The organism is Wolbachia endosymbiont (group B) of Philonthus cognatus (genome assembly GCF_947179345.1).
Lineage (GTDB): Bacteria > Pseudomonadota > Alphaproteobacteria > Rickettsiales > Anaplasmataceae > Wolbachia.
On the sequence record NZ_CAMXBG010000002.1, the window covers coordinates 811,856 to 834,244 of the forward strand.

A 22,389-nucleotide genomic window follows, 5' to 3' on the forward strand; every position below is an offset into this window, starting at 1 on the left:
TTATATTATTATTTATTTAATAATTATATTAATATATATAACTTCAATACTTTAAAAATTAGGTAATTTTATGGTAAATACTAAAAATAAGATTAATGACGAACCTAGTATTAAACAAAAGGAAAAAAAATATAGCTTATCCACTGTGCTTGCTTGGCTATATCTAAAAACAATCGGACGAATATTGCCAGAGAGGTGGAATAAATGGGCAGAGAGTATCCTATATTACAATAAAGTTATTGCAGATAATGGGGTTCAAACTGATGATCTTTTAGAATCTGAAAGAGAAAAGGAATTGAAGGATGAAAATGAGAAATTACAAGAAAAATTGAAAGAAATGAACGAACTTACAGAACAAGTAAAATTATTAGGAGAGGAAAAAGAAATATTTGCTAAATTTTTTGCAGCACAAGCACAGCAGATTGGAAACTTAAAATTAGAAAATGAAGAGTTAAAGTCTAAACTTGCAGGACTTAAAAAGAACTATAGTGAATTGGTAGAAATTGCACAAAAAAGAGGAGAAGAATTTTTAGCACAGTTCAAGGAAAAGTCTGAGGAGATATTACATTTGCAGAAAGAATTAATTGAGTGCAGCAAAGAATTTGCAAATAAAATAGAAACGCTCTCAGCAGATATAGAAGAAAAAGATGGGAAAATAGTTAGTTTTACGAAATTCAATGAAGTATTAGAACAAGAGAAAAAGGAAATGGAGAATAAAAATAACGCACAACAGCAAATCATACTTGATCGAGAGGAAAAAATAGACAAACAAGGCGCTTTAATTACTTCACTTACTGATAAAAATAAAGACATAAATGAAACTGTGAGGAAAGATAATGAAAGCCTAAGAGCGCAAAACACAGATTTAGAAAGTAAAGCTATTGAGTGGAAAAACAAATATGATACTAAAATAAAGGAATTAAAAAATCAACTTGAGGAGAAACAAGCAGAATTAGAACAAGCTAAGGAAAAAGATGCTGAATTAGAGGATCTTAGAAAAAAATTGAAAAATACTCAGCAACAATTAGTGCAAGAAAAGACTAATCTAAAAGATGAATTAAAGGATTCAAGTAGTAAACTAAATGCTGCTAAAGAGGAGAAAAAAGTCTTAGAAAGTGAAGTTGACAAATTGCAGGAAAAATCACAGAAATTAGAAGAAAGTAACGTTGAAATAAAGAAACAAAAGGCAGATTTGGAGGGAAAATTAAAATCTTCACAAGAAGAGAATAAAAAGTTACAAGAACAAGTACAGACATTAGAAAAAGGTAAAGAGTGGGAATCAGCTGGAATAGATGATAGCTTAAAGCAAACTTCTGCAAAGAAAGAGAAGCAGATTGAGCAGTTACAAGAGGAACGTAAGCAAGCAGAATATCAAGCGAAAGCTGATATTACAAAACTACAGGAAGAAAAAAGAGGTCTGTTAGTTAAAATAGATAGCTTAAAGGAAAATTTGTCAGTTGCGCAAGAACAGTTACAGAAACAACTAAAGTTAAATAATCAAGAGTTACTGGAATTGAAAAAAGAGAAGAGAAATGTTGATACAAAGTTAGAAGATATGGATAAAAAAACTAAAGAGGTAGATGCAATTAGTATAGCATCTACTACAAAAAAAACACTTTTTCATTCTATGAAGTCAAGCTTTTCAAATGGTTCTTATGATCTTTTCAGTAATAAGAAGCTCAAGGAATTTTTATCTCATAAAAATAGAGAGTTGAAAAAAGGTTTTCCTGAACTTGAAGGAAAACACTTTTGCCATAACGTGCTTGGTGAAACTATAAAATCTCTATCAAATCAAAGTGATGGTAAATTTGAAAGCAATAAGTTACTTGAATTATTAAAAAATAATTTGAAAAAATTAGCAAGTGAGATCATAGAAGCTGAAGTTAAAGGAGTTGTCAAAAAATATTGTAATATTGGAAATATAGATAAGGAGTTACGTGATGGTGTGTTAAAAGACAAGCTGTTACTTTCTATTAAAAAATGCATGAAAAATTTAAGTTGGGATGAGGAAGCTGCTAATGCAATTACAGATTCTGTCTTGAACAACTTTCATAGCAAAGATAATAGCAATCTCCAAGAAATTGTTTCGGAGGAGTTAATAAAAGGTAGAATGGAATTTTTTTCAAGTAATATCGAGTTGTTACAACTAGCATCAAGTATAAGAGATAAATTTTTATCCCCAGATCAGGGAATGTGTAATCAGACTCAAGGAGGAGTAAACGAGTATCAATTAACAGAAAAAGCTAAAAAAGAATACACACCTAATTCTTCCATGAGTCACACTACTATATCAAACATGAAGAGATTAGCTAGATAACTAGAGTAGGCTCTTAGCATAAAGTATTAGCTCCTCCTTTGTTAAAGTGTAGGAGCTGTCTTCCCAATGTTGTCGTAGCAATTCCAAGTTTCTACCTAAACTTTTCCCTGGTTGATGACCTATAGTTATTAAATCATCACCAGATAAAGGAAATTTTGGAATGTTAAACATCTTAGCAAATGAAATATACTCATCAACATTTATTCCAGACTCAATACCACAAATCTTCATTAAGTCACAATATAATTCCTTACCAAATAAAGATATGTATTTCTTTTGCTCTTTTTCTGAAAGCTCTGTTTTGATATTGTTTGATAATAAAAATAATATTTTTTTCTTTTGCTTATTTGAAAGACGTAAAAACTTGCTCACTTCTTCCCCAAGACTAACTCTATCTTCAGCAGTCCTAATAAGCAACGCTAATTTTGTTAGTGCATCGATTGTGGGATCTAGGAAAGGCGTATGGACATACGCTGAGGGTTTTGTAGGAGGTTTAGTGTTGATAAGAAGTGGTGAAGATAAAATTTCGCATTTTACTTCTTTTGGAATAATTTTTTGTAAAACATCAGATTTTTGCATGCTCTTAAGTGTCGGAGCAGGATCATTGCATTCCAAGAGTTTAAATATTTCTTCTCTTATCCTCTCTCCAGAGAGGTTTTGAATCATGTGTGAATGCTTTTTGCACACATCCAATATTTCATCACTTAAATCTCCTATGCATATTTTAGCGTGAAAACGAAACGCTCTTAAAATACGTAGATAGTCTTCCTTAATCCTATCTTCAGCGTTACCTATAAAGTTTAACTTTCGTGCTTTTAAGTCCTGAATGCCACCAAAGTAGTCGTATATATGGCCATATTTGTCTGCATAAAGAGCATTAAACGTAAAGTCGCGCCTTGAAGCATCAGCTTGCCAATCATTAGTAAATTCTACCTTCGCATGTCTACCGTCACACTTTACATCATGCCTTAGCGTTGTAATCTCAAAGGATCTTTTATTTAAAATCGCAGTAATAGTTCCATGTTTTAAGCCAGTTGGAATAGTTTTTATATTACGGAGTTTTAACGCTTTAACTGCTTGATTAGGCAGCAGATTAGTAGCAAGATCAATGTCGTGAATTTCACGCTGCAAAATTGAATCTCTAACACATCCACCAACAAGTCTTGCCTCACCACCAAATTTCTCTATGGCCTCAATAATTACACTAGTTTCGTGATCAATTTGCATTTAGGTTACACATACTGAAAATCATGTTACAAAAAATGCGAAACTTTTGCAAAAATCCTCATATAAAAATATATAGGCAGGAGAGTGGTAAAATAAGAGGGTAAAGTGATAGAGTAAGTCTACAACAAATCCAGTGCCTAGAAACTTATAAGTATAAAAGTAATGTTAAAATACAATGTTTTCGATGATTATAAAAAAGCTGGATGAGCTACTTGCATGACACCTTTGTAGCCTTCTCTTGTCATCCCAGTATCTGCTCAAGTAACTGACACTGGTTCCCTTTATGATGGTGTTATCCGAGTAGCTCATCCAGATTTTTATCAGGAACGTTGATTACTCCTTATTCTTCGCCCTTCCTGCACGCTTACGTTCATTCGGATCAAGTGTACTTTCATTGTCTATATACGCTCTCTAAAAAACCCTTTAATATTATTCTAGCGTATATTGACACATTAATTTTAATAATTAAACTACATTGACTTTAAAGCGAGGTTACAAAAATATGCTAAATCATCAAAATTTAACACGAAAACAAAAAGATTTGTATTTTCAGTTAAAAAGGGCCATATGGAATAGAAAGAGCATTAATAATATTTTAGAAGCAGCCTCAGAGAATGATTTACTAAAAGTTCTTACAGTTGGATATACTACACGATTTCCAAGAGGTGGGGGACGCACTCTAACACTGCTGAACCTTGCTATATATAAAGATAATAATGAATCTGTTGATCTTATTTTAACACACTCTAACAACAAAGGTATACTGCAAGAAATTCTTAAGACTTCAAGTACTATGAACTATACAATAAGAGGTTATACTTACACTTTGACACCACTTGCGTTTGCTATACATAGAAGTAATAACGAATGTATCAATTCTATTTTAATGCAGGCTCAATATAGTGGTATACTGCACAATATCCTTGCTTCTAAAGATATTGTACAGTTTCCAGGTCTGACGTATATCATCACACCACTTAACTTTGCTATATATAAAGGCAATAACGAATGTATCAATTCTATTTTAATAAGAGCTCAAAATAGTGGTATACTACACAATATCCTTACTTCTAAAGATATTATGCAATTTCCAAGCCTGACGTATGTCATCAAACCACTTGCCTTTGCTATATATAAAGGTAATAACGAATGTATCAATTCTATTTTGATACAAGCTCGAAATAGTGGTATACTACAAGAAGTCTTTATTGCAGTAAGTACTGTACTGTCTCCATATGTTGAATATACTTTAAATGCTTTTGAGCTATCTGTAGTTATTCATCAGAACGGTACTAATGTTAGAACTGCATTAGATAATGTATCTATTTCTCATAGACTACAAGAAAATAGAAGAACTTAATCAGTGTCCGTTCAACAGAGTGGCAAAAAAGCCCAGTATCAATAATGTCGTGACAGTACTTCTTCTCCTATCATGCAAGTAGTTACACTGGGATTCAGATTTTTATCAGGAACGTTGATTACTCTTTATTCTTCGCCCTTCCTGCACGTTTACGTTCATTTGGATCGAGGAATCTCTTGCGCAGACGTATAGACTTTGGAGTTACTTCTACCAATTCATCATCATCTATATACGCTATCATGTCCTCCAGTGTCATTATTTTTGGTGGAGTAAGCTTTATAGCTTCATCGCTACCTGAAGCTCTTACGTTTGTTAATTGCTTACCTTTAAGTACATTTATTTCTAAATCATTGTCACGACTATGCTGACCGACGATCATGCCACAATATACTTTATCCTGTGGCTTAATAAACATAATTCCCCTATCTTGCAGATTGAAAATTGCATACGCTACTGCTTCGCCTTTGTCTGTTGAAATTAAAACCCCATTACGCCTTCCGGAAATTGAACCTTTATGTGGAGCATAACTGTGAAATAAACGGTTGATTATACCAGTGCCGCGAGAATCAGTTAAAAATTCTCCTTGATAGCCAATTAATCCCCTTGATGGCACTAAAAATGTCAACCTAGTTCTGCCACTACCAGAAGGTCTCATGTCAGTTACTTCACCTTTTCGAAAGCTAAGTTTTTCCATGATGATTCCACTATACTCATCATCTACATCAATTACTACTTCCTCTATAGGTTCAAGTTTTTTGCCATCTTCTTCTTTAAACAGCACTCGAGGCCGTGAAACTGAAAGTTCAAAACCTTCCCTTCTCATATTTTCAATCAGTACCCCAAGCTGCAACTCACCACGTCCACCTACTTCAAATGCTTCACCACTTGGAGCCAAAGTTACAGTAATTGCAACGTTTGTTTCTGCTTCTGCATATAAACGATCTTTTATAACAGTTGAGGTAAGTTTTGTTCCCTCTTGCCCAGCAAAAGGTGAGTCATTCACGCTTATAGTAATCGCCATTGTTGGCGGGTCAACTGGAGTTGAGCTGATCGCAGTTGTAACTTCTGGTGCTGCTATAGTGTCTGAAACTGAAGCTTTCTCAAGTCCTGCAATGGCAATGATATCACCAGCTACAGCTTGCTCTACTGGAACGCGTTTTAAGCCAGAAAATGAGAGTAACTTAGTTAATCTCCCTCGCTCAACCACTTGACCATCAAGATCAATTACCTTAAGATCTGAGTTAACTTGCGCGATTCCTTGGTAAATCTTTCCTGTCAATATTCTGCCAAGAAATTTATCAGATTCAAGTAAAGTAACTAGCATAGCAAAAGGTGCATTTTGATCATAAACGGAAGGTTTTATGTAATCTATCACCGTTGAAAATAATGGGCTTAAATCTTTTCTCTCATCAGATAGCTCCTTAGCACACCAACCATTTCTACCTGAAGCATAGAGTACTGGAAAATCTAGTTGCTCGTTGGTTGCATCAAGGTTAAAAAATAACTCATATATTTCATTTAGTACTTCATCAATTCTGCTTTCTGGTCGATCAACCTTATTGATTATCACAATCGGTTTTAAATTTGCCTTTAGTGCTTTTGACAACACAAACTTAGTCTGTGGCATTGGACCTTCTGCAGCATCAACCAGTAGTAATACACCATCTGCCATGCAGAGCACCCTTTCCACTTCTCCACCAAAATCCGCATGTCCTGGTGTATCAATGATATTGATTTTCTCATCACCCCACATTATTGACGTACATTTTGCAAGTATTGTAATCCCACGTTCACGTTCTTGATCACCACTATCCATCACTCGTTCTTGAACTTCTTGATTCTCACGAAACGTGCCACTTTGTTTTAACATGTTATCAAGTAAAGTAGTTTTTCCGTGGTCAACGTGTGCAATTATTGCAATATTGCGGATTGATTTAAATTCACTCATTTCTTATCATTTCAAATTTAATTTAATAACAAGTATACGTATAATATATTTAGAGTAAATAACTAAAGCCGTGTATTCTAGGCAGATCATGGAACTCTAACAAAAAGGTTTCATGTTCGCTGTACTTTGTAGCAACTAACACCAAGACAAAGAAGAATCTTGCTTTAGCAGTACATTTATATAAAATTAAAATAAACTAAAGTAATCATTTAAATGCTAACAAGATTCGCTCCAAGCCCAACTGGCTACCTTCATGTAGGAAACATAAGAACTGCACTCATTTGTTGGATGTACACACGTAATCAAAATGGAAAATTTTTACTACGTTTTGATGATACTGATCTTGAGCGTTCAGATATCAAATATGTAGATAATATCATAGAAGACCTAAAATGGATTGGCATAAATTGGAATTCAAGTTTTAAGCAATCAGAGCGTTTTGAGCGCTATAACGAGGTGTTCTTACAGTTAATGAAAGAAGGTCATATTTATGCATGTTATGAAACAAGAGAAGAATTAGACACTAAACGAAAATTGCAATTAAAACAAGGTCTTCCCCCTATTTACAATAAAGGTGCGTTGCTTTTAACTGAGCAAGAGAAAATTCGTTATGAGCAAGAAGGGCGAAAACCACATTTCAGATTTAAATTGGATAGAAATAAAACTGTAAAATGGAATGATGAAGTTAAAGGCGAAATAAATATTGCAACAATTCATATCAGCGATCCTGTAATAAAAAGAGAAGATGGAATTTATACGTACATGCTACCTTCTGTTATTGATGACATTGACTTTAATGTAACCCATGTTGTACGCGGGGAAGATCATGTAACTAATACCGCAGTTCAGATTCAAATGATTCAAGCATTAAAAGCGAAAATTCCTATCTTTGCCCACCTTCCCCTACTACACTTTGATGATAGCAAAATATCGAAACGGAAAGGTGGGTTGGATATTAAGTCCATAAGAGAAGATGAGATTGAGCCAATGGCGCTAACTAGCTATTTAGCAAAACTTGGCACATCTGATCCAATAGAAGCTCATGTTGATATGCAGCCTTTAATTGACTCATTTGATATCAAAAAATTTAGCTCAGCATCTTTACAATTCAGCTTGAGTGAAATGTATAAGCTAAATAGCAAAGTGCTGCAACAAATGCCATTTGAAATGGTGCAAGATCGTTTAAGTCAAATTGGTTCAGAGTTTTGGTATTTTATAAGAAACAACATAAACAGGTTTTCTGAGGTGGCCAAATGGTGGCAAGTATGTAAATCCAATATAGAGCCTGTGGTTATTAATAAAGAATTTATAAAAATAGCGCTAAGCACATTACCTCAAGGTGATTGTAATGAAAATACGTTATCAGAATGGGTTAAAAATATTCGACAGACAGTTGATATAAAGGCAAAAGATCTATTTATGCAGTTGCGCCTCGCTTTAACAGGAACAGAAACAGGTCCAGAACTCGCTAAATTATTAATTTTTATCGGTAGAGAGAGCATTGTTGCAAGGTTAGAAGAAAATCACACAAAAGGTTTAAATGCACCGAATGTATTTGAATAACACCAATAGTTAATCTCATGCTGAAAGATCATTTTATGGTCCAAGTCAGTTCTTTTACAAGTCACTTCCAAGCTCATCAAATTTTCTAAGATCTTCTTAAGTTCTGAAAGTTGCAAACTTTTCAAATGAGATTTAAAACTCTGCAATTGTTTGAAGAACAATGGAGGACTCAGCTGGTCAATTGCAGCTTGTTCATTCATTCCATTTTGTATTAACAGCAAAACGCTTTCTAGCCGTAGAAAATAATTTGATATAATACGGATTAATGCTATCGGTGAAAAATTCTCTTGTAATATCAATACATCGGAAATTTTGATGAATTGTCCCATGTCTTTACTCACTATTGCAGAGCACAGATTATCAAGTGTAACATAATCATTGCCGGAGGTTGAAAAGCATAGATCTATATCAGCAAGTTTAAGATCTTTTCTTTTTCCTAGATATAAAACTAATTTTTCAAGCTCTGAATATATAGGCAGTTTGCTATGATTAAAATAAGACTGCAAGTGGTAGATTATCTCACTTGTGCACTCTATATCATTTTGTTTCAAGTAACTTGATATAATATCACAAAGATTACTACCGCTGTCCTTATAGCAGGTAATGACACCGAAAATTTTTGAGCTTTCCATATAACTTTTAGTTGTAGAACTATATGGAAGATCATTTGCGATCATTACTATATAATGATCGCCTATATTATGATCCAATATGTTTCTTAACTCTTTAGATATACTTCCACTGACATTTATCAGCTTAACTAACCTTTTTTTAGTAAACATCGAAATGTTTGCCAACTCGGAAAATAACAAGCCAGGCGACTTATTCACTACTGCAAAATCCATTACCTGAACTGAATACTCATTCAAGTTGGCAATTATTTTCTGTACAAAAATATCGACCTTACTATTGTCACTCCCATGAATTAATACACCACTTAAAGTATCGGGTTTCTCAAGGAATTTTTTAACTTTAGATGGCGTGATTCTCATGCCATCTATATTATATGATCACTATTTGGTGGTACATCATTTGATTGCACATCAGTTTCCAACAATTCTGAGCTTTCTTGATTTGCTGTATTCTGCATATCATCAGACACTTCTTTCTTTCCCGTAACATAATTATAAAAATTTTTTATAGGCTGTCCTATATATCTAGAAAAAAATCCTTCGGCCATATCTTTCACTCCACAAATTAACAATTAGCACATAAAAACAACGTAGCAAAAACTACTTTACGCTCAGATAGTTACACTCATTTGTTAATGAATTATGAACTTCCGAGACCAAAATTAAGTCGATCTACTTAACACCAATCTTATAAAATAAGCAATGATTAAATACACAGCTGCGATAAGTATAATTGCAGGTCCAGTTAATAAGTCAAAACTTGCAGATAATATCAAACCTGATACTCCAGAAATCACAGAAAAAACTGTTGCAACAATAATCATTTGCATTGGAGTTTTTGAAATGAGTCTTGCTGATGCAGCAGGTATTAACAAAAATGCAGCAATGAGTAATATTCCTATTAATTGAGCAGAAATTGCAATAAAGATAGCGAGTATAATCAAAAATTCTAGCCTAACAAAATTAACATGTACTTTCTCAACTGTTGCCAAATCTTGATTAATCGAAATCATCAGCCAATAGCGCCATCTAAATATTAATATCAAAGTAACTATTACGGAGGTTAGAAAAATTGATATTATATTACTTTGGTCAATCATTAATATGTCACCAAAAAGTGAGCTAATAATACTATTATTACCTGATGGAAGAAAAGACATAAGTATTAAACTCGATGATAAAACTACATTGGTAACTATGTTCAATATCGTATCAGCAGAGTATAATTTATTAAAATTAAGAGAAAGTAGTATAGCAAACATAATTGCAATGAGCATTATACTTACCGATGGGCTGATATTAAAGATCAAAGCAAGTGCAATACCAAGCAATGAAGAATGGGACAAACTATCACCCAAATACGATAACCTTTGCCATATCATAAATGACCCTAGAGCTCCTGTGACTAGGCTAATCATAATTACCGCAATTAGACTATTTATAAAAAAACTCTGTGTAAATATCTCTAACATGCTATCAGATAACTGACAACAAATCTATCTTCAGATATTAAAACGTTATGGGTTCTGCATGCAGAACCCGTCGTCATAAATTCAAAATTTAAATTCTTTTGCTCCATAAGATAAGACTTCATTGAACAATCGCGTATCTTACCAGTACCTATTATCAAAATCTCTATTTCCTCTGTTAAAAAAGATTTAAAATACTTCTTGTTATTTATATCACTTTCTTTCAATTCAATCACCTTTTCAGGAAAAATTATAATTGAGCCATGATATTCTTGATTATTTACCCAAAATCTTTCTTCCCTGTAACCATCTATAAGATTTTTCTTCTTGGAAATTAAGGGCATAAATCAAACTATTAATTCCGTGTCGCACACCCACCATTCTGGATATTCCTTTTTGATATTTGCCGCTGCAGCTTTTGCACTTTCTTCACTATCAAACATTCCAAAACACGCTACACCACTACCTGACATACGAGAAAGTATAGAGCCTTCTTGTGACTCTAGTGTTGATATTACATTCTGAATTTCAGGTACAAAACCTATTGCTGCTTCTTGAAGGTCATTTTTTGTCTCTTTAAGAAGCTCTAACAAATTCTCCTCAGTGTTATCACTCCACTTAATTGGATTAGAGAAATCCTCTTTATACTTGGAAAATACTTCTGATGTATTCAAAAACTTTTTTTTTGGTTTCACAAGTACCAGACTTATGGGTAAAGAGCATTGTTTAATGGGACATAATTCCTCACCAACACCTCTAACAAAAACTGGCTTACTATCTACACTTGCAGGCACATCAGCACCAACGCTTAAAGCTATATCACTTAAAATTTGCCTATCAATATCCCACAGCTCTCCTAGCGTGCGTATCACAGCTCCAGCATCTGAGGAACCACTACCAAATCCTGCAGCAATTGGTACATTTTTTATAACCTTTACAGTGACTTTAGTTCGTATAGGAGCGTACCTAAGCAGTAGACTCAATGCTTTCGTTATAGTATTATATCGATAATTTATTTTAAACTCAGAGTTTACAAATTGAACTGTAGAGTTATCATATCTAAAGTTTTTTTCTCCTACTTTTATCTCTAAAAAATTAGAAAGTTTAGCAAAGACAACCAAACTTTCAATTAAATGATACCCTCTTTCTTCTCTATTTATAATATGTAAAAAAAGATTGATCTTTGCAGGAGCCTTTACACAAAAACTTTCCATCTGTATATCTTCACTAACACTATCTTATTTACTATACTTGAAATGCCACTTCAGTCAAACTTTATACACTCCTAATGAGATCAAATGCCATAAATCCTAACTTCTCTGTATGGGTAAGTGCATCAGCTGGTACAGGTAAAACAAAGATCTTAATAGACAGAGTATTAAGACTTCTATTAGAGAATAAGAGAAATATTCTCTGCTTAACATTTACCAATGCTGCAGCAAATGAAATGGAGGATCGCATTTACAGTACACTTAGTAAGTGGGCAATATGTCCAGAGGGTATATTGGTCACAGATTTAGAACAATTAGCCCAGTGTGTGACCAGAGAAAATAAAGATTATTTAACAAGAGCAAGAAGGCTTTTTTCTGAACTGGAAAATCTTGGTCTTAATATTCAAACTATACACGCCTTTTGTTACAAATTAATCTCCAGCTTTCCTACAGAAGCTGGTATCGCTCCAAATTGTACGTTGAGCGAATGTAAAGAATTGCATTCCATCGTATTTGAAAAAACGCTTCATAACGAAACTGTGCAGGACGATATCAATATCGTTGCAGCTGAAATTGATGAAAATAAGCTGCGTGATTTGCTCTATACCTTATGTATAAAGAGATCAGCTCTAGAAAATAATTTAGGATATATAAAAGATAAACTAAGCGTCCCAGACAAGATTGACAATTTACAGAATGAAACGATTGAGCAGATAAAAAGATTAGCTAAAATATTAAGTAAGGGAAGCAAAAGAGATCAGAGTTACAGTGCGATACTTTATGATTGGTGTAATAGCACAAAATCGTCCGTACCAAATGTTATCATCCCAGTGCTTGACACTGGGATCCATATTTCTTTTTTTCTGGATCCCAGTGTCAAGCACTGGGATGATAACAAGATAGAGAACTTAGCTAAAGTATTTCTCAAATCAGAATCGTACGAAAAAAAGAGCATATCATCCATTATAACAAAGGGTGCTTTGGAAAAATTTGAAGACGTAGAGCAAATGATAGAAAGCATTCAAAATGCATTGTTTACCCATGTAAAGGACATAAATTCTTATCAAATATTCGGAAGAACCAGTAGTTTACTTAGTATATTTAAAGTATATGTTGATCTATATAATAATGAAAAATCAAAGAATGCACTGCTTGATTATGATGATATCATCAATTTAGCAACAAATCTCCTTAGCAATCCAGTCAATAAAGATTGGATATTGTTTAATCTAGACCAAAAAATAGACCACATTCTTGTTGACGAGGCACAAGACAATAGTATTAGTCAATGGAAAATTATAACAAATCTCTGCAATGAATTTTTTACCGGTGGTGACGAAAAGAGAACTTTATTCGTTGTTGGAGATGTAAAACAATCAATTTACAGATTTCAAGGAGCAAATCCCCATCTATTTAATTACATGCAGCAATATTTTCACACGAAAACCGGTGGCAGAGATTGGGTATCATGTCAACTTGAAAAGTCATTTCGCTCAACTCCAGAAGTTTTGATGCTTGTAGACAGAATATTTAACAATTTTCGTGAAGAAATATCTTTCAATGATAACAAGATAAAACATATTCCATATAGAGAAAACGATCAAGGGTACATTGAAATCTGGCCGTTACTGCCAAGGTATAAAGAGGAAGAGCAGCAAGCCTTACAAATTCATTTAACACAGAGGAAAGATTATGTAGTAAAGGATCGATTACTTGCTCAGGCAATAGCCCAAAGAATTCACAATTGGTTAAACGAAGGGCGGATTTTAGTCACCAAAGATCGCCATATAGAACCAAGGGACATTATGATTTTGGTACGGCAACGAAATGCGCTAGTTGACTACATAATAAGTGAACTAAAAAAAGTAAATGTACCAGTTATAGGCCGAGATTATTTTAGAATTATGGATTACATAGCTGTGCAGGACTTAATAGCTTTAGCTGAATTTTTGCTCCTCCAGGCAAATGATCTTGCTCTTGCAAATGTTTTGAAATCACCGCTATTTAACTTTACTGAGGACGATTTATTCAATATTGCATATAATCGTAAAGAGCAGTCATTGTGGGAAAAAATTCATGATTATCATGAGGTTATTTATAGCGAATTAAACTATCTGATTAACTTATCTCAGACAAAATCCCCTCTTACATTATTCACGCATATATTACGCAAAGGTAAAAAGAAATTTGCTGCAAGGCTAGGTCTTGAGTGCTTCGAGATTCTAGACGAATTTATGAACCTCGTATTGCAATTTGAGCACCCATCTCTTCAAGCATTTGTTCAGTGGATCAAAGAAAATAATCCTGAGATTAAAAACGATATGCAATCAGAACTCAATGCTGTACGAATAATGACAATTCATAAATCAAAAGGTCTACAAGCTCCAATAGTGTTTTTAGTTGACACAAATACAGTACCAAGAAACAGCGAAAATATTTTGTTTGATGCAACGGAAGCACCATTTTGGTGTGGCAAAAATAGTAATGCTTATTGTAATCAAGTAAAAAGAGAGAGAAAACTAGAGGATTATAACGAATATTTGCGTTTGCTGTACGTGGCACTTACGCGTGCTGAAGATGAGTTATACATTTTAGGCAAAGAGCCAGTGCAAAAGGGCTCTTGGTATGATCTAGTTATTCAATATGGAGCATTATATGAGAGGAAAAAACTATACTTACAGCCGATATTTAAAGAAAAAGTTGAAGTGCTATGCATGAATGCAAACTACCCTTCTATTTATAAAAAACGTGATTATTTTGATGTTCCAGTGATTTCACCTCCATCAAACCTATCAATGTCATTGCAGCACGTGACGCTGGAACCTGGAGAAAAAAAGCCAGTGTCAAGCACTGGGATGACAGATGAGAATGCTGGAATGACAAAAAGGAGCATTGGGACGACAGACAGCTATGCAAGAGGCTTAATAATTCACAGTATATTGCAATATATGCCCAAGATAGAGAAAGACAGGAGAAAAAATTGGGTTAGGAAATATCTTGATAGCATAAACACTAGTGAAGATAAGGATGAAATTTACAGCAAAATATTAACCTTTAATGAAAAATATGATTACCTGTTCGACTTGGAGGGCAAATCAGAAATTCCACTTAGTGGAACAATTGACGGAAAACCAGTATTAGTGCGGCTAGACAGACTGTGTATAACAGAAGACAAAGCAATCATAATTGACTATAAATCACACCATAACGTTTCTATTTCCTCATCAAATGAAATAAAAAAGCAAATGTTGATCTATAAAACCTTAGTGCAAGAAGTCTACCCAGATAAGCAGGTAGAGTGCGTGGTTATTTGGATGGAAGATTTAACCTTACAATCTTTGATCTAACTCAAAGGGAGTGTTAAATAAACTGTGTCAAATCGCATTTTTAGTTCAACTCGATTTTTAACCTACCAGGAAAAAAGATATCAAGTTGAGAGATAGTTAAAGCCCAATCATGTATAGGCATAGTCCATTTCTCTCCTGCCTTCTTTATAGCACAATACGCCTTCCCTCTAGCAGTTTTTTTATAAATGGTGTTAATGCTCCATCTCTTCCTGTCAATGGTCTTCCTTCTCGTATAGATGATAAGATATTTGTTTCTAATTCTTTATAGTCTACCAAACCGGTAGTTCTGTTTGCTTGACTCATTGTCAAACCTCCATTTTTTTATCAATTTATTACTTTACTTCTCGGTTTGACACAGTTTATTTAACACTCCCCTGCACAATTAACTCCTTTCAAGCCCTTATTATTCGCGAATTCTATAACAACCCTATTAAGTAAAGATGAAGGATCTACATTAGCTATACCTTGTTCCTGATTATTACTGTTAACCATTTGTTGCTCATCACACATCTTTTCAATATTGCCTTTTAAAATACTCAAAAACTTTTCATCTTTCAGACAAGCTTCTTTTGCAGCTGAATATAAAATATTTGGTATTTGGGAGTAACTCTCGTTCCTTACGTGGCCTGCTATATCTAAATATACTTTAAAAAAGTTAACATCTTTTACTAGTACATCAGATTGTTTAGCTGTTTTTTCAAATATCTTTTCAAATTCTTCTACGATATTCAGTGTGTTAGCCAGAGCTTCTTCAGGAGTAACAGAACAAAACTTAGGAAGAGGATATTTTTTATCTAAGAAACTTTGTAATAAGAAGAATCCTAAGCCAATATTGTTGCTGACACAAACTTCACTGCTAAATTGGCTAGTACCAGCTGTATTAGAATAATTTGCTGAGGTTTCAGGCAAAGCAGCTCTAAACCCACCTATAGAGCTTTTTATCCAACCAAATAAACCATTTATCCATGAAGATGGTCTTGTACCACTACTAATTGCGTACTCACTTCTACGATTTCTAATGTGCTGCCTATGTCTATGAGGTTGGTCAGATAACATCATAACTTCTGTGAAAACATCACTATAAACTTGATTCCTATGTTCTCTTTTTACAATATTTATATCTCTTGCAGCATTTATTTCCTTCTCATGATCTTTTAACACTATCTCTTTATCAGCAAATTTTATTGATAACGCTTTCATCTTAGGTATTTTATAGAATTTACTAAGTGTAATACTGCAGAGATTATCTTTAGTAATAGTCGAGTCAAAAGCATTAGTTATTATTAAATCACGGAAATTGTTACGAACAAAAGTATAGTTTCCTCCTTTTCTAGGCGTGATAAGCTCAGTACCTTTCTCCACATCTTGATTCGTTACTACAATAATCTCCTTATCCTTTTCAAATATCAAAGGTTGTGGTTTTAATTCTAATTCAGAACTTATTTTCATAGGCGCACTATCTGAGATAATATGAAGATTTTCATACCAATCCAAACCGTCTTTTAATCTTATTGTTAGCACTTCTAATAAAAAACTTTGTCCCATTTCTGTTTCTAACTTAACTAGCAAATCATTTCCATCTTGAAAAATTCTTGGCAGATTAATATGTATTTTCAAATCATCTTGTATTATTTTTACCACGTTACGTAAATCTAATGTATCTATGGAACTTCCTTCATCAAAATTATAGATGTTTACTTCTGGTATAGAAGAAATACTATGTTCATATCTTTTCTTACCTGAAGCTATAGTAATTACGTATATATTCTCACCACCATTTCCAATTAAGTGACTGTTATGGATCGGGTGATTGTGAAGCGCCTCAAATTTCCCATGGCCAACAAGTATAGATTCACCACCTGATTGCACAGCGATAGTCATATTGAGTTTATTCGCTATAGCTGGATAACTTTTTATAATTTCATCAATAGTTGTATTAGTACTCTGTATTGAATACAAATTTCTTTCCTTACCCACTTTTATTTCAGCGCTGTCTTTTAATTGATAGATTATATTGTTCATTATGTTATATGAGATAGCTATACTAAAGTTTCCATTTGCAACTTTTGGAAAAAAATTGAACTTTATGCTATTTTGATCTTTAACATCAACACTCTGAATATCAGCAAGCAAGTAGTCGAATATAAACCTATGATTACTTTCTAAATTAGTAAGTAATTTAACAGATGCACTACCTTTTTGAAATGGTACAATATAGCTAAAGTTACCTTTTAGTGCCAGACTATTTACTTCAGTATAAGGCCTAACTATTACTTGTATATTATAGGCACAGTTATTACTTTCTATTTGCAAATAATCAAGTTGTTCTTCGCTACCACTATTACCATCCAAAAATTTAGTTTTACATGCACTAAATATATGATCTGCCTTAGCTTTTCTACCAAGCACTCTTTCCACTGAATTAATTTTGAAGCCAGAATGACCACGGAGCTTATGTACGATAAGACCAATGTTTGCATTTAAATTAACCGCCACACTTACATCTTCTTGAGTCAATCCAGTGAGATCTAAGGTATCAATTCCACCCTTTCCGTACAAGGATCCTTCTATAAGATCTCCCTGTAAAACAAATATATCATTCTTATTTCCCCCATAGTATTCTTTAGAACCATCATTCACTACAAATATGTTCGGGCTATTCTTAAATCCTTTTGCATAATCTTCACCTTCTCCTAAATTAATTAGAGTATACCCTTCTGTTTTGTTATCAGATAAACCAATTGCATTTTTACATAAATAGTAGGGTCGAGAACTGGCGCGCCTCTTTAGGGTTTGGTGGCTGATCCATTATTTTCATGTTGGTCCTCAATCCAAAATTCCCATGTTTACGTTTCCAATTCCCGCCTCATCAAACGCAGCATGCGGATTTCCCGCACTACGCTTTCCTAGTAGATTCTTACCAAAGTTTATAACATATTGTGCTGGTAAGGCTTTCGGAACGTAATATCTTATTCTATAGTCCGAATATAGACCAAGGGTCTCATATATACATTCGCTACTCCACCTTTCCCAACCAAATCCTTTTGCTTTTCTGGCTTGCATCATATTGCGTCTTGTTTTCTTCTCTACCCACTGTTTAACGTAGCTGAAGCTTCGACTTGAGTTTCCTATTCTAAAGTAGTTTACCCACCCTCTCAATATTGGATTGATGATCTGAATCACTCTCCTTATTGGTTGCGATTTATAGTTACTGAATACCTTCTTCAACTTTTGAAGTAGGCTTGTTCGTGTTTTCATCTGTGGTGTTATCTGTACTCTCCACTTTCCTTGTTTTGTAATTTTCTTTCGAAAGTCAAATCCTAGAAAGCCGAATGTTTCTCCTCTCTTTAGATTGGCAATTTTTGTCTTTTCTTCATTTACACTTACTTCTAGTTTTGCTAATTCTTCTTGTAACCTTTTGTACACTAATTTCTCGAGCCATTCCCATCTCTGGTGCCCATCTATCAGTATCACTAAATCGTCTGCCCATCTGGCGTATTCTATACGTTGATATTTTTCTTCCCTGGTCACCTCTTTTGCTCTCTCTAGCATTTTGTCTACCTCATTGAGGTATATATTGCTCAACAACGGTGAGATCGGCGACCCTTGCGCTATTCCTCGTTTTCCTCCTACCTTAAGGATTAGCTTGATCAAGTGCATGATTTCTTTATCATTTATTCTCTTGGCAATTTTCTCCATGAGAATATGATGTCGTACGTTATCAAAATAGGATTTCAGGTCTACATCAATACATTTTGTATTGCCTTTGATTGCTGCTTTCGCTACTCTGCTTACTGCTTCATGCGCTTTTCTCTTGGGTCTATATCCATATGATCCGTCCTGAAAGTCAGATTCATATATCGGTTCAATTATTAGCTTTAGTGCACTTTGCACTATTCTATCCCGGATGCAGGGTATGTTCAACGTTCTGAGTTTTCCCCCAACTTTTGGTATTTCCTTTCTCCGGTTCCTATTTGGGCTATAGGTTTTGGTTATTAGTTCATGTCTTATTTGCTGAAGATACTTTTCTAAGCCTTCTGCCTCTATCGATTTGAATGTTACCCCATCAATTCCTGGTGCCCCATTGCTTTTCTTTGTTAGCTTATATGCTTCTTCTAGTGTCTCCATCTTGCAGACGTGTACATAGATTCCCCAGAATCGCCATTCCGGTTCTGCTTTCGCTTTGATATATATCTTTCTTCTCAGGTCTTGTAATTTTATTGGCATTTTTGTCATTTTTACCTTTACCTTCCTTTTGTTAAAAGATCTCTACTAGTAGGGTGCCTTTGCTCCATGGGCGTTACCCCACTTCTTCGCTACTACACACCCATCCGCCACCCTTTCATCTTCGGTTCATTTCCTGTTTTCCAGTTATAGAACCTACCACTCCAAGGTTTTTCTCCTTGGGATGAGGAGGGTTTCTCCAGTTGCTTTATATGTCCTTATTACCATGCTGCCACTATCACCCCGCTAAAGTAGGTATGCTGTATCATTCGTGTTTCAGCCTCCTATATTGCTTTCGCCCTGGTTCAGTGGGCTCGGCCTTTAGTACTTAGAGTTTTTCCGGGGCCACCCATGTGTTCGTTTTCACTGCGGCCTAGTAATTCGCCATTATCCTACGATAACGTTGTCGGTAGGCTTCAACATTTTGGTTTCCCTCCACATTGCTACCCTAGCTACAGGACTCCGACTTTTATCCTGGTGGGTCTGACTCCCACTGAACATCTTCACCTTCTCTGGACACACTGACCCATAACTCGAAGCAGGCTCACCATCTCCCCTTGGTAAACAAAATAATCTTCCACCGCTTGGATCATTCGGTCTTGTTCTGCTCCATTTTATATCATTTCTTTTTCTATCAAGTAGTACTGTACTGTTCAAATCTATCTCAAACTTAGTTGTGCATTCTTCAGTATGATAGCCTAATATCATTCCAATTGATGTTGGGTATGACATTTCACGACAAAAATCTACAACTGATTTACCAGTAGGAAAAACATAGCTTTGAATAGCACGATTCTCCCTTAAATACTCAAATCCTTGCTTAACTAATTGGTTATAAAGTTGTTTTTCCTCCATTAACTCTTCTATATATTGTTCAGGTTGCATACCTATAAATGCACGCAAACCTTCAATAAATTTTTCTCCTCCATTTAAATGAATCAGTTGATCAATATTTTCAACTCTCTTTACTGCCATGTAAACATCAGTTCCAACAAATACTACAGCGCCGATTCCTGCTCCAATAGGTCCAGTAACACTTGATACTCCTTCTAGTACTTCAAAAACTTCAGCAACTTCTATACCAATCTCTGCGCTATCCACTCCAAGATAAATACTATCTCCTATTACGCCAACTAGTGCTTCTTCAGTACTATTTTTAAATGCTTTTATCTGATTTACTAGATCATAAATAACAAACGCAGAAGTACCTCGAGCAAGAAAAGGTGATGCAACCCTTAAAGACCTACCAAGTAATGACTTTCCTTCTGAGAGTAAATTTAATCCTTTACGAGATGCAGCTTCAGCAACTTTAGCAAACCCTTGACCACCGGCTATAAAACCAACATTAATTGCTACACCCTGATAATCTCCATTAAAAAAGTCAGCTAAAACATTTTTAACCATCATTCCATGCATGGTTATGCTAGAGATTTTCTTTACTCTACTTAAATGATTCATGACTTTCTGATTACTGGTAAGCTTATCAACCAAATTGCTAAATCTACCCTTAACTTGAACTTTACCTGCTAGCTCAATTAGCTGAGAATGCTTTTCCTCTGGTAGATCTTTAATATAATTAACGAACTTTTCACTATCTATCTTAATTTTACTAAAATCTCTTTTCTCATCTTTTTCTGTGTTAAATTTATCTACATCTTCCCAAGAAAGCTCACATTCCCCGATCTTTACTTCTCTTTTTCTTCTTCCTAAACTTGTACTCGGCAAACATTCTTCAACTTTACCTTTTCGATATATTTTATCAGCCCTTTCTAGTAACTCTGTTGCTCTTTGATGATTACCTAAAGCTTTCTCAGCAAAAGCTAAATTTTCTAAGGCTATAGCTACTTCAAAATGATCTTCTCCATAATGCTTCTCTAAAATAGGCAAAGCCCTTTCTAGCAACTCACTCTGTTGCTGATAATCATTTAAAGCTCCATAATTGATACCCAGATTTACTAATGTTTCAGCTACTTCAAAATGATCTTCTCCGTAATGTCTCTCTAAAATAGGTAAAGCCCTTTCTAGTAAATCTTTTGCTTCTTCATAATCACCTAAAACTAGACAAGACATACCTAAACTTTCTAGCATTATCCCTACTTGAAAATGCCCTGTTCCATAGTGCTTCTCTAAAATAGGCAAAGCCCTTTCTAGTAAGTCTTTTGCTTCTTCATAATCACCTAAAGTTTCGTAAGAGTTACTAAGATTCGTTAGAGCTATAGCTACTTCAAAATGATCTTCTCCATAATGCTTCTCTAAAATAGGTAAAGCCCTTTCTAGCAAATCTTTTGTTCTTTGAGCATCACCCAAAATCTCGTAAACAACACCAAGATTTGCTAGAACCAGAGCTACGTAAAAATGATCTTCTCCATAATGTCTTTCGAAAATAGGTAAAGCCCTTTCTAGTAAATCTTTTGCTTCTTCATAATCACCTAAAGCCTCATAAGGGATGCTCAAGTTTATTAATGTTTTAGCAACTTCAAAGTGCTCTACTCCGTAATGCTTCTCTAAAATAGGTAAAGCCCTTTCTAGCAACTCCTTTTGTCTTTTGGGATTACCAAAGCTAAAATACCCATCACTTATCCATATTAATAAATTCTCAAGGTAATCTTCTTCTATTTTTTCTTTATCTTGAGGGTTCTTTTTTAACCAATTATCTATATGTGATAAAAATGCCTCTAAGTGTGGTAATAATTCTCGTTTCCTAAGATAGTCTTCTAATTTATCACCACCATAAGGAAAATTTGATTCTAGTAACTTGAAAGTCTCGTCCATAACCTCCTTGCTTTTACCCTCCTCTGCTAATGCTATTCTTGTCACTTCTTGAACTAATTTATGAGTACTCAACACACTTTGCCTTTGTTCACCATTCACCATAGAATATTTTACAAGTAAACGAACAGCTGACCTTAATTCCTCCTCACTACTCCCTGTCAAACCTAAAAATACTTCTCTCCTAATCTTCTCAGGTGCAAGATAAGAGATACCGTCTTGTTAGTCAACATAAAAATTTCCTAAATTGCATCATAAAACCAAAAAAAATACTTCCAATTCACAATCTGTGTAGCAGTACACAGATTATAGTTAGTGTATA

At 34.3% G+C, this 22,389-nt stretch carries 14 protein-coding genes and 1 pseudogene; 4 read left to right on the forward strand and 11 right to left on the reverse strand.

Annotated elements, in window-relative coordinates:
• Positions 1–70 precede the first annotated feature (70 nt).
• Complete coding sequence (locus tag ONG78_RS05730; RefSeq protein ID WP_264377901.1) at positions 71–2,317, forward strand: hypothetical protein; 2,247 nt, start codon at positions 71–73, stop codon at positions 2,315–2,317.
• Here the strand turns inward: ONG78_RS05730 and ONG78_RS05735 are convergent, their stop codons facing one another.
• On the reverse strand, positions 2,318–3,544 hold the full coding sequence (locus tag ONG78_RS05735; RefSeq protein ID WP_264374751.1) for a CCA tRNA nucleotidyltransferase: 1,227 nt from the start codon (positions 3,542–3,544) through the stop codon (positions 2,318–2,320). It lies immediately after the preceding gene.
• Positions 3,545–4,046: 502 nt separating this feature from the next.
• Here ONG78_RS05735 and ONG78_RS05740 point away from each other — a divergent pair.
• The gene (locus ONG78_RS05740) at positions 4,047–4,904 is read left to right on the forward strand and encodes a WD_0033/WD_0034 family tandem repeat-containing protein (protein ID WP_264374750.1); all 858 of its coding nucleotides are present in this window, start codon (positions 4,047–4,049) and stop codon (positions 4,902–4,904) included.
• 118 nt (positions 4,905–5,022) lie between these two features.
• Here ONG78_RS05740 and typA read toward each other — a convergent pair whose 3' ends face one another.
• The gene (gene typA / locus ONG78_RS05745) at positions 5,023–6,852 is read right to left on the reverse strand and encodes a translational GTPase TypA (RefSeq protein ID WP_264377902.1); all 1,830 of its coding nucleotides are present in this window, start codon (positions 6,850–6,852) and stop codon (positions 5,023–5,025) included.
• A gap of 213 nt (positions 6,853–7,065) precedes the next feature.
• Between typA and gltX the strand changes: the two genes are divergently transcribed.
• Positions 7,066–8,415, forward strand: a complete 1,350-nt coding sequence (gene gltX, locus ONG78_RS05750) for a glutamate--tRNA ligase (RefSeq protein WP_264377903.1) — start codon at positions 7,066–7,068, stop codon at positions 8,413–8,415.
• Here gltX and holA read toward each other — a convergent pair.
• The 5 genes from holA to ONG78_RS05775 form a co-directional block, all read right to left on the reverse strand.
• Positions 8,376–9,407, reverse strand: a complete 1,032-nt coding sequence (holA, locus tag ONG78_RS05755) for a DNA polymerase III subunit delta (protein WP_264377904.1) — start codon at positions 9,405–9,407, stop codon at positions 8,376–8,378. The genes gltX and holA overlap by 40 nt on opposite strands.
• Positions 9,408–9,412: 5 nt before the next feature.
• Positions 9,413–9,595: a hypothetical protein gene (locus ONG78_RS05760; RefSeq protein ID WP_264374746.1), complete on the reverse strand. Its 183-nt coding sequence runs from the start codon at positions 9,593–9,595 to the stop codon at positions 9,413–9,415.
• 114 nt (positions 9,596–9,709) lie between these two features.
• On the reverse strand, positions 9,710–10,519 hold the full coding sequence (locus tag ONG78_RS05765) for a metal ABC transporter permease (protein ID WP_007302687.1): 810 nt from the start codon (positions 10,517–10,519) through the stop codon (positions 9,710–9,712).
• A complete protein-coding gene (locus ONG78_RS05770) occupies positions 10,513–10,860 on the reverse strand; it encodes an Mth938-like domain-containing protein (protein ID WP_264377905.1) in 348 nt (115 codons plus the stop codon). The genes ONG78_RS05765 and ONG78_RS05770 overlap by 7 nt, the downstream gene beginning before the upstream one ends.
• Positions 10,861–10,863: 3 nt before the next feature.
• Entirely contained in the window at positions 10,864–11,730 is an 867-nt protein-coding gene (locus ONG78_RS05775) for a 4-(cytidine 5'-diphospho)-2-C-methyl-D-erythritol kinase (RefSeq protein ID WP_264377906.1), read from the reverse strand.
• A 74-nt stretch (positions 11,731–11,804) separates the two neighbouring features.
• On the opposite strand from ONG78_RS05775, the gene ONG78_RS05780 reads away from it, so the two are divergent.
• Positions 11,805–15,074, forward strand: a complete 3,270-nt coding sequence (locus ONG78_RS05780) for a UvrD-helicase domain-containing protein (protein WP_264377907.1) — start codon at positions 11,805–11,807, stop codon at positions 15,072–15,074.
• Between the two features lie 165 nt (positions 15,075–15,239).
• Here ONG78_RS05780 and ONG78_RS05790 read toward each other — a convergent pair.
• The 4 genes and pseudogenes from ONG78_RS05790 to ONG78_RS05805 form a co-directional block, all read right to left on the reverse strand.
• A pseudogene (locus ONG78_RS05790) lies at positions 15,240–15,377 on the reverse strand (IS256 family transposase); the annotation flags it as partial.
• A gap of 60 nt (positions 15,378–15,437) precedes the next feature.
• Entirely contained in the window at positions 15,438–17,714 is a 2,277-nt protein-coding gene (locus ONG78_RS05795; protein WP_264377908.1) for a hypothetical protein, read from the reverse strand.
• Between the two features lie 186 nt (positions 17,715–17,900).
• On the reverse strand, positions 17,901–19,310 hold the full coding sequence (gene ltrA / locus ONG78_RS05800) for a group II intron reverse transcriptase/maturase (RefSeq protein WP_264377598.1): 1,410 nt from the start codon (positions 19,308–19,310) through the stop codon (positions 17,901–17,903).
• A 375-nt stretch (positions 19,311–19,685) separates the two neighbouring features.
• A complete protein-coding gene (locus ONG78_RS05805) occupies positions 19,686–22,232 on the reverse strand; it encodes a tetratricopeptide repeat protein (protein WP_264377909.1) in 2,547 nt (848 codons plus the stop codon).
• Positions 22,233–22,389: the final 157 nt, after the last annotated feature.